Origin of the sequence: Paenimyroides viscosum (assembly GCF_003858535.1) — a bacterium.
Taxonomy (GTDB): domain Bacteria; phylum Bacteroidota; class Bacteroidia; order Flavobacteriales; family Flavobacteriaceae; genus Flavobacterium; species Flavobacterium viscosum.
The window spans coordinates 1-15426 of the sequence record NZ_RQTJ01000046.1; the positions used below are offsets into that span (position 1 = coordinate 1).

Here is a 15426-nt window from a genome sequence, read left to right on the forward strand (position 1 = left end):
AATCAAAATCAATTTTACAAAAATGTCGCTTAACTTAAACTGTAATTTTTATTTGCATATCCACTAGCTGCGGTAGAACGTAAAATACAGTTATCTATTACTCCAGAATCTGCTGAAAAAACGGAAAGGAAATTGGAAAACAAAAATGAAACTACTGATCATTTACAGGATATTAAAAACACGAAAAACATTCAAAAATCTAGAAGATATTATTGAATAAATCATGACTAATAAATATATACAGTTGTAAAATTCTCTTTAGTAATAATAAAGGTTAAGCGAAGGAATTAACCTTAAACCTATGCCCTACTTTCCTACAAACAATGAGCTATCATCGCTTTGGCTTGTCTTATTTTATTTTAAACTTTATATGACTTTCTGAGACCATTTTCTCAACTTTAGAAACAAATAGTTACTGTCAAAGTAAAAACCAAAGGTTACCGACAACAAAACAAACAAGCCGACCTTTAAAAGAACCACCCACGATTTAACTACACTATTCATTGATTTAGCCACCTGTGAAATTTTATAACTGCCCATTTTTGTATTATCATTTTAAACATATAAAAATTAAGACTAATGGACGTAAAAAAGGTATGGTTTGTAACGGGAGCATCTAAAGGTTTGGGGCTTACCTTAGTGAAAAAATTATTAAAAGAAGGTTTTTGTGTGGTAGCTACAACACGAAATCCTGAATTACTTACGGAAGAAGTTGGAGGGACTACCGATGTTTTCCTACCGCTTGTAGTAAATTTAACAGATAATCACGACGTAAAAAAAGCCATTGAAAAGAGTATTGCCTACTTCGGCAAAATTGATGTGGTTGTAAACAATGCAGGGTACGCACAGATAGGTACATTGGAAGAATTGACAGACGATGAAGCTAAAGCTAATTTTGAAGTGAATGTTTTTGGAACTTTGAATGTTGTTCGAAATGTAATGCCTTATTTAAGGAATCAGAAATCAGGTAACATCTACAATATTTCATCTGTGGGCGGTCTATTTGCCAGTTTTCCAGGTTGGGGTGTTTATTGCGCTAGCAAATTTGCAGTAGCAGGATTCACTGAAGCATTAGCCGCAGAAGCCAAAGCATTCGGTGTGAATGCTACGGTGGTTTATCCTGGATATTTCCGCACAGATTTTCTAAAGGAAAGCTCTGTAAAAACAGCGACATCGCCAATCCTTGATTACGAAGCTGCCCGACAGTCAGAGCGGGCGCACCTTGAAGATATTAGTGGCAGCCAGCCGAACGACCCTGAAAAAGCAGCAGATGTATTGATTGCAATCAGCAAAGAAGAAAATCCACCAGTTCACTTACTATTAGGTCACGATGCATATGATATTTTGAAAAATAAAATTGAAATCATCACAAAAGAGGTTGAACAATGGAAAAACTATACACAATCCACCGCTTTTTAATCCTGCCATTTTTAGGGGGGTAGTACACGGTGTAAATCTGATACACAATATTTAACTTCACTTTAAAGCAATTGCACCCATTCATCGCAATGTAATCTATGAAAAAAGCTATGTATGGGAAATCCAGTTGAAAGATGGTAAAATAATGTACTGTACTGCATTTTTAGATACGTATGTATTAACTAATTTAATTAATAACGATTATAAAATAATGAACAAAACCATAGAAGAAACCAAAGAGTATATAGGTATGTGGGTAACGGAAGACGGTCATATCCGTCACGAATTGCTGCCGGAAAACCGATATGATGAGACACGAGGCAATCGCAAAAGTGCTTATCGGGGGAACTATAAGATCTCAGAAAACCATATTGATTATAAAGACGACACTGGCTTTACAGCAGACGGAGAATTTAAAAATGGTATTTTATATCATGCAGGGATGATTTTGTACAAAGAAAAAAAGTAAATTAGCATTATGGAAAAAACGTTCCGCCTTAATTCAATAGCACAATTCCATTTATTCTGTAATCTTCCTAATCCCGAGCACCCCTTAATTAGTTTGATTGATTACAGCAAAGTTTCTTATCCCTTTGATGAAAGGAATGTCAAGTGGATTCAGAATTTTTATACTATTGGTTTGAAGCGGAATGTTAATGCTAAATTCAACTACGGACAAAAGCAATACGATTTCGATTCTGGTGTTTTATCGTTTATAGCACCGCTACAATTTCTGAAATTAGAAATCAATCAAGAAGTTATTGCAGAACCCTCTGGTTGGCTATTGCTCATCCATCCTGATTTTTTGTGGAATACCCCATTGGCAAAAAAGATAAAATCGTTTGATTTTTTTCTTTACGCCGTGAACGAAGCGCTTTTTCTTTCAGACAAAGAGGAAAAAATAATCGTTGATATTCTCTTGAAGATAGAACAGGAGTATCAATCTAACATGGACAAATTCAGTCAGGAACTTATCATTGCCCAATTGGAAATGCTGCTTATATATTCCGAACGATTCTACGAACGTCAGTTTATCACACGAAAAAAATCAAACTACGAATTGCTAGATCGTTTCGAGGAAGTGCTTTCGGAATATTTTGAAAGTGGCGGTTTGGTGGAAAAAGGAATCCCTACTGTAACACATATAGCAGAAAAATTAAACATTTCACCTAATTATCTGGGAACCGTATTACGGTTACACACCAAACAAACTACCCAGCAACACATTCAGAGCAGACAGATTGAATATGCCAAACAACAATTGAGCACAACCCATTTATCGGTTAGTGAAATTGCTTACGAATTGGGCTTTGAACATCCGCAATCATTCAGTAAGATATTTAAGCAGAAAACCAATCAAACACCTTTGGAATTTAGACAGTCATTCAACTAATGTAAAGCTTATTTGAATTAAACCGCTGCAACTTATCCTTATGTATTGTGTGACCTTAACTGCAAATACAACATGTGAATTAATAGATAGCAAACCAACTGATGCATCAATCTAAATTTATATGGAATAAAATAGATGCTTAAAAACAAGTAAGCGTTCCATTATATTAACGGAACGCTTATTTATAATAAAATTAGGTTTCTATTTATACTGCTATAGTGTTGACTTCAGCTGGTGGAAAGTCTTTATTGAAAATTAAAATATTTAGGCAATAATTATACCTGACTAATTATTTAGTTTTAGTAGGACGAACTTCTATCTTACTTGGTAAAACATTAGGGTTCATCTTTAATAAGTCTACTATCATCTGCCCCAAATCTTCTGGTTGAATCTTCCATCCGTCAGCTTCGTTTGGTACATGTTCATTAAAGTGCGATGTAACAGAGCCAGGCATTATGGTTGTACACTTTACATCGTAATTACGTAGATCTAACATTGCGGCTTGTGTAAAACCAACGACACCGAATTTTGAGGCGTTATAACCTGCCCCTTGTGCAAAAAAGTTGGTACCTGCCAATGAGGCAATTGAAATATAATAACCTTTGTTTTCCTTTAACTGCTCAACCGATGCTTTTAGGGTGTGGAAAACCCCGGTTAAATTTGTTTCGATCATCAAATTCCAATCCTCTAAAGACATTTGGTCAACTGGTGCAAATTTTCCCATACCTGCATTTGCTATAACAATATCCAGCTTACCATAGGTGGCTATAATTTTTTCGACTGCCTGAACTTCATCTTCAAAATTTCTGACGTCAGACTGTATGGCCAATACGTTTTCATTTCCCAATTCTTCCTTAGCCTTTGTGACAGCTTCGATACTCCTACCCGAAATTGCAACTTTAACTCCGTTCGATATCAAAGCCTTTGCAATACCCAAACCGATGCCTTTTGTACCGCCAGTTATGTACGCAACCTTGTTTTCTATATCCTGCATTTTCTATTTATGATTTTTGATTTAAATTTTTTTGACGTATTGTAAAGGTAGCTAATAATATACCATTCTTTTAAATTTTATCATCACTATACCATAGAGTATTTATCAAAGAACATACCTCAACTGAAAAGACCCAAAATAATTAACGGGCTGTCCCGGATAATAGTATCGTGGGGCGCTGTTGCCAAAACCTGTAGCGTTAACCAGAACCATTGAGGCATAGCGTTCATTAAAGATATTGTTTATTCCCACATTTACCGATAAAGACAATGCGTTAGTAACCTTACCGCGCCAATTCACAGATGCATTGCACAGACTATAAGCGTCGGAAAACAGAGAATTGGCATCGTTTAGAGGAATTTTATCAATAAAGAAATAATCGGCTTTAAAACCAAAACCGTAAGGCAGATCAAGCATAACACCACTTGTAAACTGATTTTTAGGCACTCCGGTAAGATCATTTCCCGAAAAATCATGATCGTACTGTTTGAAATCATCGAACGTATAATCTCCCAACGAAACCGATAAGTAAGGGATCAGCTGCGTTTTGGTTCCCACCTGCCATTTGTACTGCGCCATAAATTCCAATCCCATGTGAACGGTACTGCCCGCATTTACACCGACATACTGATCTTCTAAAACCCGGTGGGCAACGAGTAGATCGTTTACCTTCATGTGGTAAAGTGCTGCTTCTGCGTAGAACCTTTTATCGGCAGAAAACAATTTAGTACCTAATTCCACGCTGTAGCCGTTTTCTGGTTTTATCGATGTATTCACCTGTCCGTTTTCGTTCATTGTTTCTTCGATGGATGGTAGCGAATATCCTCTGCCCACAGATAAGTAAATTGTTTGCTGTTTTGAAGGCAGGTACGACAATGCTATTTGCGGAGCCCAGATTCCGTTGTAATCATAAAGCGTATGGTACACATTACTCAGCGGATACATCTGTTGCAATGAAAACGATGTTTTATTGTAGTTTAAACCGGCATTTAATTCCCATTTTTCTGAGAAAACATAACGTAGCTGACTGTAAATATTTACAAAATTCCGTCTCTGGAACAGCTTGTTTTTATCTGCTCCTGCCAAACTTCCTTGTCCGTTATTTTCAAGATACCGGTTTTCAAAAGTTGCTGCATCATATCCATCCTGAAAAAATTCTACACCCACCGTTGTCTTTAAAAGTTTGCCACCCAGCTGCCAACTACCTACAAACTGTGACCTTGCACCAAAGGTTTCGGTATATTCCTTCAAAATATCAAAAGGACGCGGTTCGTCACTATCTTTCAACGAATAAAAAACAGATGTTGCTGCGGTTATGTTATCAGTAACAACAAAATTGTAATTTAAACCCATCATGAAATTTTTATACACTTCGTATCCTTTTGCCTCTTTCCAGTTTAGCGCCGCTCCTTTGGGATTGTTTAAAAACGTTTGCTGATCAATAGAACTCGGTATGTACGCCTTAAGCGAAGTAAACTGAGAAAGGTATGTTAGTTTTGATTTTTTCTTGCGAAAAGCTTCGCCTGTTATAGTTAGACCTTCCCGGTAATACGAACTATTTTCGCGGTATCCGCTATTTTCAATCTTATGGTAGCCTACATTAAAACTGTAAGTATCGGCACCATACGATCCAGAAAGCTGGTTTTTTATCAGTCCGAACGAACCAACCGTTGTAGAAATTCCAACCTGCATTTGATTGGGATCGGCAGTTTTGGGCTGAAGCAAAACGGCACCACCTAACCCAGCACCGTACACACTTGGAAGCGGTCCTTTAATGATATGAATATTTTGTAGGAATTCTAGATCGATATCTTCAATTGTTGTTTCACTATTTCCACCGGTAAGCGGAATATTACCGTAAAACGCACGCACTTTATTGGTTCCATAGGGTGTTCTACCTCCGATTCCACGAATGGAAAGTCGGTTGGTATTAAACGTACCCGACTGCATATACACACCCGCTACCGTATTAAGTATAGGTGCTACCTCTACCCTGTTATTATTTTGCAAAAGTTCCGGATTCAATCGCGCAACCGATGCAGGTAGCTGAAAAATACTGTCAGACACCTGTAACGGATACATTAGCGGCCTCGAAGTACTTATTACTAGATCCTGCAACAGCGTTGTATGGAGCGAATCTTGTGCCCGTACGTGAACAATAGTGATCAGAAAAACAACTACCGCTAAAAATTTCTTCATAATCAAGAAAAACTAGTTACCAGTATAGGAGATACGCCACAGTACATTTCCGCTATCATCGTTCACAAGGAGCGAACCATCGGGAAGATTCTTAACTGCAGATGGTCTTCCGTAAACTTTCGCCTTTCCCTGATCGGCAATAAAACCCGTCATAAAATCTTCGGGTTTACCACTAGGTTTTCCATCTTTAAAAGGAATAAACACTACCTTATAACCGGAGAACGAAGACTTATTCCAAGAACCGTGCTGGGCAACAAAAATACCGTTTCTGTATTTTTCAGGGAATTTAGATCCCACATAAAACGTCAGTCCTAAAGAAGCTGTATGGTTACCTACCGCAACATCGGGAACAACCGCCTGTTTTACCAGATCGGGACGCATTCCTTTTAATCGCGGATCTTCTATTTTACCGAAATACGAATATGGCCAACCATAAAATGCCGATTTCTGCACCTTTGTAACATAATCGGGCACCAAGCCGTCGCCCAAATTATCGCGTTCGTTTACAGCCGTCCATAGCGAACCGTCTATCGGATTCCAATCCATGCCTACCGGATTTCTCAAACCCGAACTATAGACAACTTCTCCAGATCCATCCAGATTAACCTCCAAGATCGCAGCTCTTCGGACTTCTTTTTCCAATCCGTACTCGCCCACATTACTTGCAGATCCTACCGATATATAAATTTTTGTTTGATCTTTATTGGTGATGATGTTCCGAGTCCAATGGTTATTATATCCGCCTGAAGGAAGTTCGACGATTTTACGACCTTCTCCCTGTAGTTTCAGATCGCCCGCTTGGTAAGGATATACATAAAGACCGTCACTCAAAGCTATATAAAACTTATCTTTTACGATTAAGGCACCGTACGGAAGTTTCAAATTTTCAGCAAACACTTCCCTTACTTCATAGCTGCCGTTTTTATCGGCATCTCGTAAAATCGTGATTCTGTCTGCGCTGTTAAAAGTGTTCGATTCAGTTACGAATAAATCGCCGTTAGCTGCTATGTAAGACGTACGTGGGTTTTTAAGATCGGATGTTAACCGTTCCACCTTAAATCCTGCAGGTACTTTTGGCAGCTGATCTTCAGGCCAATCTGCCATTACATGTCTGAAGGTTACCGATTCTGTTGCGTACGGAGGTGGCAGTTTTAGCGGCCCAACCGTGGTTATTACCGTTACGCTGTCCTGTTTACTGTACTGTTGTTTTTCTTTTTCGGAAAGTTCTTTAATTTTTTGAGCATGCGTGACAGTTGCGCACAGGCACGCCAATGCAATTGTTGTAATTCTTTTCATAGCAATAGTTTTAATAAATTATAACGCACCTGAAAACTAAAGATTTTAGTTCAGGTACTTTAAAATAGCAATCTGTATAAAGTTATTAAAAACATACCACAAAAAAAACAGTTTTCTGTAAAAGCAACCCTGCCAATTACAATAAAAAAAGACTTCAACATCAGAATTTTTTTAGCTATTCCTGATGTTGCAGCCTTATTAAAGATTATAAAGTTGCGGATTTTATCCGTTAGAATTCAGATTATTTACCCACAAGATTAAGAATTTCCATATCTTCTGCATCGAGTTGTAATTGGGGTGCTTTAAAAATAGTTTGTAATTGATTTTCGCTGGTTGCACTAACGATAGGCGCCGTAATTAAAGGATTTGCCAACAACCAAGCCAATGCAACTGTTGCAGGTTGAGACTGATGTTTTGCTGAAACCTTATCCAATGCTGCCAATACTGCTTTCCCTTCTGCATTAAAATACTTTTTAATTCCACCTCCCCTTGCTGTTTGTTCAAAATCGGTTTCTGTTCTGTATTTTCCGGTTAAAAAACCTGATGCCAGAGACCAATAAGGAAACACACTCAAGTTAAATTTTTCAACCAAAGAAGCATATTGTGTTTCAAACTTTTCTCTTTCTACCAGATTATAATGAGGTTGCAATGCAATATACTTTGGCAAGTTGTTCTTTTCTGCAACATTAAAAGATTCTATAAGTCTTTCGGGCGAAACGTTAGACACCGCTATGTATCTTACCTTACCTGCCTTAATAATTTCATCATAAGCTGCCAGCGTTTCTTCTACCGGAGTCACATTATCATCAAAATGAGTGTAATACAGATCAATATGATCGGTTCTAAGACGTTTTAGGGATTCGTCAACAGATTTAAGAATGTGTTTTTTACTGGTGTCAAAACCGTGTTCTTTTGTTTCAGATCCCACTTTTGTAGACAGCACGATGTTGTTTCTTTTCTTTCTTTCTCGCATCCATTTCCCAATAATCTCTTCGGACTGACCGCCTGTTCCGTTTACCCACCACGAGTAGGTGTCGGCTGTGTCAATGAAATTAAATCCGGCTTCGGTAAATCTGTCTAAAATATGGAACGATTCTTTTTCATTCAATGTCCAACCGAAAACGTTTCCTCCAAAATTTAAAGGAGCAATTTCAAGATCGGTATTATTTATTATTCGTTTTTTCATCTGTTCAATTTTAAGCTTTATTGATGTGGTGCCCTAAAAAAACAAAATTTTATTTATCTGATCCCAACACGGCAACCGTAGTATTTTCTGCGTTATTTAGATAAAGCGTTGTTCCTGAAGTGATATAATTGGTTGCATTCTGTAAAGCTTCGCCAAACTGCATTTCGATTTCCATAGAACCACATGCCATTTCAGTAGATACAATTTCTGAAATTTTTATACTATTGCTACCAATAAATTCCACTTTTGCACCAAAGCTGTTACAGCCTAGGTTACCGGAAACTGTTGCGAGATCGTTAAATTTTAGGTATGGTTGTTTAGTCACAGCAGTATCTGTTACAACCTTTGTTCCGTAGAGTTCTTTCAGTTTCCATTCTTTCCCCAAAAGTTCTTTAGGATCGGCTGTAACTTCGGTATTTTCAACAGTTAGTTTCTCGGTATTTTCTTGCTCTTTCTTATCGGCACACGCTACTAACGCTAGCGACATCATTCCTATTAAAAGATTTCTTTTCATCATCGAGTATTTATTTAAGTGATTTATAAAGATACGCTTTTTAAAAAAGAGAACCATTATCTGGAGTCATTGCTGTACCAATAAATTTTCCTTACAAATATATTTCGTTTATACTTTTATGATTCACTACAATCTTTACAGGTTCCTACAATCACACAGTTGACGCTGTTTACGCTGTAACCCTTCGGAGTTGAAAAATGAACCGTTTCCGGCAGGCATTCAATAGTTTGGCAAACGGTGCAGCGAAAATGAAAATGATGATCCGTTTCCTTTTTATCTTCACATTTATTGCAAATGGCAAAATACTGTTTACCGTCTTCTGCAACAATCTTATGCACCAATCCGTCTGTACAAAAACTGTTCAGCACTCTGTAAATAGTAGCGCGGTCTATATTTATCGATATCTGTTTTTCAATAGCATCGTGACTCATTGCCTTGCCAGTATCTGTGAGCAGATTAAGCACGGCTTCTTTTGAAGGTGTATTCCTGCGTTTCATGTTTTACTCATTTTTATTTTTTTAATTATTGATTCTGCACCAATTTGCTTTTTTAAAACTGAAATTCTTCTTTTAATTTGATCTTCTGATAGATCGATCATTTGTCTTTCTAAGTAAAATTTTATTGTATAATAGTTCTCCAGCATCATTTCCTATTTATAATTGCTTTATTGACATAAACCGCCCATTATGGTATGTTTCTTATAAATAGTGCTTAAAGGAAAAGAGTAAGAATTTTATTAAAAATAAAAAACAAAAAAATACGTAACATATTGTATTTCAAAATGTTGATTGTTTTTATTTTTAATAAAGTATTTTTAGAACTGACAGTTTAAATAAAAATTGTGCAGTATCGTTAATTAAATAACGATAAATATTTGAACCTTGAAGAAATCCACCTACTTTTTTATACATAAAAACAAACATAAAAAACTTATTTACAAATGCTTACATCATAACATCGTACAGGTTTATAGTTGATATCAATTCAAAAAAATTAAAAATATTTTTTTTACCAACTTGGATGATTTCATCTACAATGGGAGGACTGAGGGGTAACACGGGGATACGGACTGGGGGGGTAAAAAAAAATCGAGAAATTCATCCCGATTTTGCCGTTAAAAAACATAACCAATTTGACCGACACCATCGCAGGCGTTGCAAATATTAGTTTCTTTTTGACCTGATGCTGGGTTTATAAAAATAGTAAATCCTTCACCTGAACAGTTAAAACAGGGCTTATTTTCGTAAACCTTTCCATCATTTCCTGTGACATATTCGTTACGGTTTTGAACACTGTTCTTATAAATCTTACTGTAATTAGGTTCATCTTGGTAAACCTTTTCTTGGCTTGGTTCACTATTATTACTGCTATGATCGTTCAGAAATAGGATTAGATAAATTCTTGATAGCGATAAAAGTATTTTTGGAATGTGATTCAAAATTATTGAGTAATGATATTCTAAGCGATTTAGAAGTTGGTTTAAATTTCCTATATAATGAAATATCTATTAAATTCGGTGATACCGACGAAAACGTCTATAAAAAAATGTTGATAAAGCGTAATGCATCAAATTTATTGGTGTTATTAAAAAAATATTATGTCTATGAGTTAAATATTTGTTTACCAGATTACATCACAAGATGGGAAACTATGTGCCTCGATGAAAATGAATTTTCTGAAATTAGAAATATTTGGATAAATAATAGTGAATTGGATAATCTATGTTTATAGTAACAGATGTAGACTTTAGATGAAGTCAGTACAAAACCAACAAATAAAATTGTTGGTTTTTCTCAATTTAAAGTGTACTAAATAAAATACCCTAATTTCAACACAATAAAAATTATTTATTATATTTGTTGTAAATTATTTCTTTACAATGAATGCAAAATATATTAGAGTCTCAACGAATAATCAAAATACAGACCGACAAGAAAAAACTAACGCTGATAAAGTATATATTGACAGAATTAGTGGTATTATTGCTTTCAATGAAAGACCGCAAGCTAAAAAGCTTATTAATGATATAATGAAAGGAATTATTAATGAAGTTGAAATTCATTCTATCGACCGATTAGGGCGTAACCATTATGATATTGCAACAACTTTGAAATTTCTTGAAGATAATCAAGTCAATGTAATTATTTCTAACTTAGGTATTTCCTCAACTATGAACGGAAAGAAAAATCCTATTTTTTCTTTAATAGCCAACATACTTGGTGTTTTAAGCGAGCAAGAACGTGAAAATCTAAGGGAGCGTCAGATGGAAGGAATACAAATTGCGAAGTTAAAAGGAGTTTATAAAGGTCGAACGAATGGTTCAACTGAATCGAATGAAGATTTTCTTAAAAAATATAAATCAGTAATTAAAGATCTCAATAAAGAAAAATATTCGCTACGTGAAGTAGCTAAATTGAATTCTGTTTCCCTCGCAACGGTTCAAAAAGTAAAAAAAAGCATTCAGTAATTTACCGAATGCTTTTTATTTTAAAGTTTTCAGGAAAAAGCTGTATCGGTTGAATACTAAGCTTTTATAAAGATTATCAAAAAAGTCAGGTAACGATTTGGTAACGGTGCTTATTGCTTTGTATTTCAACGTGTTTCCGTTAGCTCAAAGCAAATATACGAATTTTTTGTTTCTCAAAAACAAATAAACATTTTATTCCCTATCGGGATTACAGGACAAGAGAAAAGGGCTTGCAAAGCCCTTTTCTCATAATACTGATAGAATAAACTCTGTCTTTCGTCCTTGTTCTTCCGTTTTATTCAAATACGTTCACAACAGCTTAATACCTGTATTTTCATTATCCTGTCTGTTTCTATTAGTTAAAATAGGGAACTTAACGACTACTTTGCCAATTTCAATATTCTATATGCCCCTCTTGCCACTACTACAAATACAATAGCTCCGATAATCAAATCGGGATAGCTCGAGTTTAACCAATTGACCAAAATTCCTGCAACGATAACCCCCGAATTGATTATAACATCGTTTGACGTGAAAATCATCGAAGCCTGCATATGGGCTTCTTTACTCTTGTTCTTTTGCAATAGGTAAAGACAAAGTACGTTTGCTATCAATGCCAAAACAGAAACAATAATCATTGTTTTGAAATCGGGCATCGCTTCTATTCCGATAAAACGTCTGATAACTTCAACAAAACCGATAACGGCTAACAGGATTTGAAAGTAACCTGCAAATTTGGCGATATTGTTTTTTCTTGCAATCGTACCCCCAACAGCAAACAAAGCCAATGCGTAAACGATGCTATCGGCAAGCATATCCAAGCTATCCGCTACCAATCCCATTGAGTTGGAAAAAATACCGAACAACATTTCCAATCCAAAGAAAACGAAATTGATAATCAATACCGTCCATAGTAGTTTCCGTTGGCTATTGCTTGTATCTGTTTCAACAACTGCGTTAGTTTCTTCGGTTGAAATCAGCGTTGTATTTAGGTTCAAGGTTTCCAAAGCCGAAAAAATCGGCTCTGGGTTTCCACTATGGTAAACATTTAGTTTTCTATTGGGAATATCAAATTCCAATGACTTTACCGTATCAAAGTTTTGCAGTTTCATACGGATTAATTGCTCCTCACTTGGGCAATCCATTTTTGTTATATTAAATATGGTTTTATTCATCTTCTTAAAGTCTAAATTTTATTCCCCCGTTAATTACAAATCCGTCCAATGGTGCATAGATGTCTTTAAAAACAGGGTTGGTTATTGTGCCTGTATAAATGTTGTCAAAACGGGTCTGCCTTGTATCAAGGAAATTTTCAAAGTTGATGTACAAAGAAAATCGTTCCCAAATTTTTTCAGCCATAAAGCCACACATCACATAGTCTTTACCTGTTGTTCCGTCATTGAGCTTTTGCGGACTAAAATAATAGGCTTCCAAACCAATCTTCCATTTATCCTCTATTTCATACATCAGTACAGAGTTAATGCGGTGTTTTGGTGTTAATGGATTTTCGGTATTTATTCCGTTTTCAATCAATCGGGTATCGGTAAAAGTGTAGCCCAAAAACAATTTAAAATCATCATAACCGATTTTGATATTTGTTTCTGTTCCTTTGGTATGAATGTAGCCCGATGAATTGATGAACTGATATGTATTTGTAGCTATATTTTGAAGCAACAAAGGGTTATCCAAATAGGTGTAAAAGAATAAATGATTTATGCTGAATGTCCAATCATCGCCAATATTAGTATGGTAATTGATGTCTGCATTTGCTCCGTAGCTTTTTTCCAATTTATTGGTATTATCGTCAATAGGCATTACGTTTTGATATTGTATGCGTTCGCTTTCTTCTGTAAAAATGGTTGGTGTTTTGTAGCCAAATCCGCCCCCGATACGTGAAGTCAATCCGTTTGCAATCTGAAACAATGCCGATACTCTCGGTAAAAAAACAGCTCCGTAATCTATCACGTAATCCGTTCTTAAACCTGTTTCCAATTGAAGCCAATCCGTAGCCTTAAAAGAATTTTGAACGAAAGCCCCGAATGTGGTTTGGTTGTAATCTCTCAACGGAAATGCGGTCATCTGCTTTTCTTTAAAATTGTCCGTCCAAATATTAACGCCTGTTACCCATTCTGACTTTTCTTTGCTGTGGGTATAGCTTGCTTCCGTAAAAGTGGCTGTTTGCGTTCCCTCAAACTCGTAATTGGGAATAGCTGTATTGCGGTTAAAATAACTTACGCTGTTCTTTATCTGTACAAAACTGTTTTCGTTTACCGTATGGTCAAAAACAAATTGGGTAGAATAGCGTTGTGTTTTGTTTTCTTCAAAATATTGGTGTGTGTTATCGCCTTTGCCTTTGATGTAAAGCATATCGCCACCCAAACGGTTTTCAATGGTGGTGTTAATGCCGAAGTTCATTTTTGTTTTATCATTGAAGTAAACAAATAATTTAGGGTTCAGTACATACCTTTCAAATTGGGGAATGGCAGAAAGCCCGATTTGTGCAGGGTCGTAAGCTCCGTTGCGATTATGCGAAGCAAATATTGTCGTTCCGATTTTCTTAAACTTCTGTCCGTAAAAACCATTGATGTCTAAACCCCTGCCCGATGTTCCGTTTAAATGAAAACGCAAATCCCTTTGTTCCGTTGGTGTCTTGGAAATCAGATTTACCAAACCTGCTATTGCTCCACCACCGTACAGCGTAGATGTTGAACCTTTAATAACTTCAACCTGCTTTAAGTCAAGCGGTGGAATTTGCAACAAACCCAATCCGCTCGAAGCACCCGAATAAATAGGAAAACCGTCTTTTAAAATTTGCGTATATCGTCCGTCAAGCCCCTGAATACGAATACTTGCATTGGCACTTGTGGGCGATGTGGTTTGTACGTGGATGCCTGTGCTTTCTGCCAAAAGCATACGAATATCCCCTGCTTTCATATTGCCTTTTTCGTCTAACTCCTCACTTCCTATAAACTCAATACGTGTGGGGATATTTTGGATAGTTCTTGTACTTCTTGTTGATGAAATAACGATTTCTTCCAAATCTTCCGATTGTTCATAAAGTAGGATTTCAATCGGAGCTGTATCTTCTAACGGAAAATTAAAGCTGTCGGTACGTTGGGCAAAACCGATATAACTAAATTGAATTTCTTGCAAACCGTTTGCAATACCTGTTAATCTAATCTGTCCGTTTTCATCGGAAATTGTGGCGATTGTAGTGCCTGTTACCTGTGCGGTTACACCCATTAAAGGCTCTTTTTTTTCGCTGTCTTTAATTACAGCTTTGAACGTATTTTGTGCATATACACAAAGGTTTAGTGTCATAAAAAATGACACAAAGTGTATTTTTTTCATTGAAAAATAATGCTTAATATTTAATAAATAAGTAATAACGGTGGAAAGCACCGTAACAAATCAGTTTGGGCGGAAAGCACCATATATTAAGCCAATTGTGGAGGATGCCAAATAGAATAAGGAAAGTCTGAAACAGACGGTGCAGGTATTGCACCTGCTTTCTTTACAGGTAGTTGTATAGAGTTTATTGTCGAAAAATAAAAAGAGTCTATTACAAATCCTGTACAGGTATTACACTTGGAAAAAGGCGAGCAACACGCCATTCCGCAATCATCATCGTTTTGCTCTTGGCTACTTGTTGTTTGCTGTTCGGTTTCAAGACATTTATCTTCCATAAAGCAAGGTGCGGTCGATAAGACCAACACTAATAATGCTAATATGTATGATAAATACTTCATATTGCAAATGTATTGAAAATATCTTTTAAACCTCTTCCGACAAAGGTAATTGTATTACAATCTCCTCCCTTTTTTCTTTTTCTTCTTCATCCGGTTGGCAAACTGTTCTTCTTCGTAATTCACGCCCTGTGCAGCGGGTAGCAAGCTTGTACGTCTTCAAACTAATTTGGACACATTCCTGTAGAAATTAAGATAGTGTTTGGTTTATA

At 36.2% G+C, this 15426-nt stretch carries 14 protein-coding genes; 4 read left to right on the top strand and 10 right to left on the bottom strand.

Going from position 1 to position 15426, the window contains the following annotated elements; genetic code table 11:
* Positions 1-579: 579 nt before the first annotated feature.
* The 3 genes from EG242_RS13800 (at position 580) to EG242_RS13810 (ending at position 2812) form a co-directional block, all read left to right on the top strand.
* Positions 580-1419, top strand: coding sequence for an SDR family NAD(P)-dependent oxidoreductase (locus tag EG242_RS13800; protein WP_124900445.1), 840 nt, complete (start codon positions 580-582; stop codon positions 1417-1419).
* Positions 1420-1564: 145 nt separating this feature from the next.
* A complete protein-coding gene (locus EG242_RS13805) occupies positions 1565-1888 on the top strand; it encodes an Atu4866 domain-containing protein (protein WP_124900446.1) in 324 nt (107 codons plus the stop codon).
* A gap of 9 nt (positions 1889-1897) precedes the next feature.
* The gene (locus EG242_RS13810) at positions 1898-2812 is read left to right on the top strand and encodes a helix-turn-helix domain-containing protein (RefSeq protein ID WP_124900447.1); all 915 of its coding nucleotides are present in this window, start codon (positions 1898-1900) and stop codon (positions 2810-2812) included.
* A gap of 289 nt (positions 2813-3101) precedes the next feature.
* On the opposite strand, the gene EG242_RS13815 is transcribed toward EG242_RS13810, so the two are convergent.
* The 7 genes from EG242_RS13815 to EG242_RS13845 all read right to left on the bottom strand — a co-directional run bounded on the left by EG242_RS13815 (position 3102) and on the right by EG242_RS13845 (position 10439).
* A complete protein-coding gene (locus EG242_RS13815; protein WP_124900448.1) occupies positions 3102-3806 on the bottom strand; it encodes an SDR family oxidoreductase in 705 nt (234 codons plus the stop codon).
* Positions 3807-3911: 105 nt separating this feature from the next.
* Positions 3912-6005: a TonB-dependent receptor gene (locus EG242_RS13820; protein WP_124900449.1), complete on the bottom strand. Its 2094-nt coding sequence runs from the start codon at positions 6003-6005 to the stop codon at positions 3912-3914.
* Positions 6006-6017: 12 nt separating this feature from the next.
* Positions 6018-7301 (bottom strand): PQQ-dependent sugar dehydrogenase, encoded by a 1284-nt coding sequence (locus EG242_RS13825; protein ID WP_124900450.1) that lies wholly within the window; start codon positions 7299-7301, stop codon positions 6018-6020.
* Positions 7302-7542: 241 nt separating this feature from the next.
* Complete coding sequence (locus EG242_RS13830; protein WP_124900451.1) at positions 7543-8487, bottom strand: aldo/keto reductase; 945 nt, start codon at positions 8485-8487, stop codon at positions 7543-7545.
* 49 nt (positions 8488-8536) lie between these two features.
* Positions 8537-9001 carry an META domain-containing protein gene (locus tag EG242_RS13835; protein WP_158608880.1) on the bottom strand — a complete coding sequence of 155 codons (465 nt, stop codon included), beginning with the start codon at positions 8999-9001 and terminating at the stop codon, positions 8537-8539.
* A 116-nt stretch (positions 9002-9117) separates the two neighbouring features.
* Positions 9118-9498: a Fur family transcriptional regulator gene (locus EG242_RS13840; protein ID WP_124900453.1), complete on the bottom strand. Its 381-nt coding sequence runs from the start codon at positions 9496-9498 to the stop codon at positions 9118-9120.
* 617 nt (positions 9499-10115) lie between these two features.
* Positions 10116-10439, bottom strand: coding sequence for a DnaJ-like cysteine-rich domain-containing protein (locus EG242_RS13845; RefSeq protein WP_124900454.1), 324 nt, complete (start codon positions 10437-10439; stop codon positions 10116-10118).
* Between the two features lie 441 nt (positions 10440-10880).
* Between EG242_RS13845 and EG242_RS13850 the strand changes: the two genes are divergently transcribed.
* On the top strand, positions 10881-11468 hold the full coding sequence (locus tag EG242_RS13850; protein ID WP_124900455.1) for a recombinase family protein: 588 nt from the start codon (positions 10881-10883) through the stop codon (positions 11466-11468).
* A 380-nt stretch (positions 11469-11848) separates the two neighbouring features.
* Here the strand turns inward: EG242_RS13850 and EG242_RS13855 are convergent, their stop codons facing one another.
* From EG242_RS13855 to EG242_RS13865, 3 genes are all read right to left on the bottom strand, one after another.
* Positions 11849-12643: a cation transporter gene (locus EG242_RS13855; protein WP_045972337.1), complete on the bottom strand. Its 795-nt coding sequence runs from the start codon at positions 12641-12643 to the stop codon at positions 11849-11851.
* A 4-nt stretch (positions 12644-12647) separates the two neighbouring features.
* A complete protein-coding gene (locus EG242_RS13860) occupies positions 12648-14819 on the bottom strand; it encodes a TonB-dependent receptor (RefSeq protein ID WP_124900456.1) in 2172 nt (723 codons plus the stop codon).
* A gap of 86 nt (positions 14820-14905) precedes the next feature.
* Positions 14906-15217, bottom strand: a complete 312-nt coding sequence (locus tag EG242_RS13865; protein WP_124900457.1) for a hypothetical protein — start codon at positions 15215-15217, stop codon at positions 14906-14908.
* Between the last annotated feature and the right edge of the window lie 209 nt (positions 15218-15426).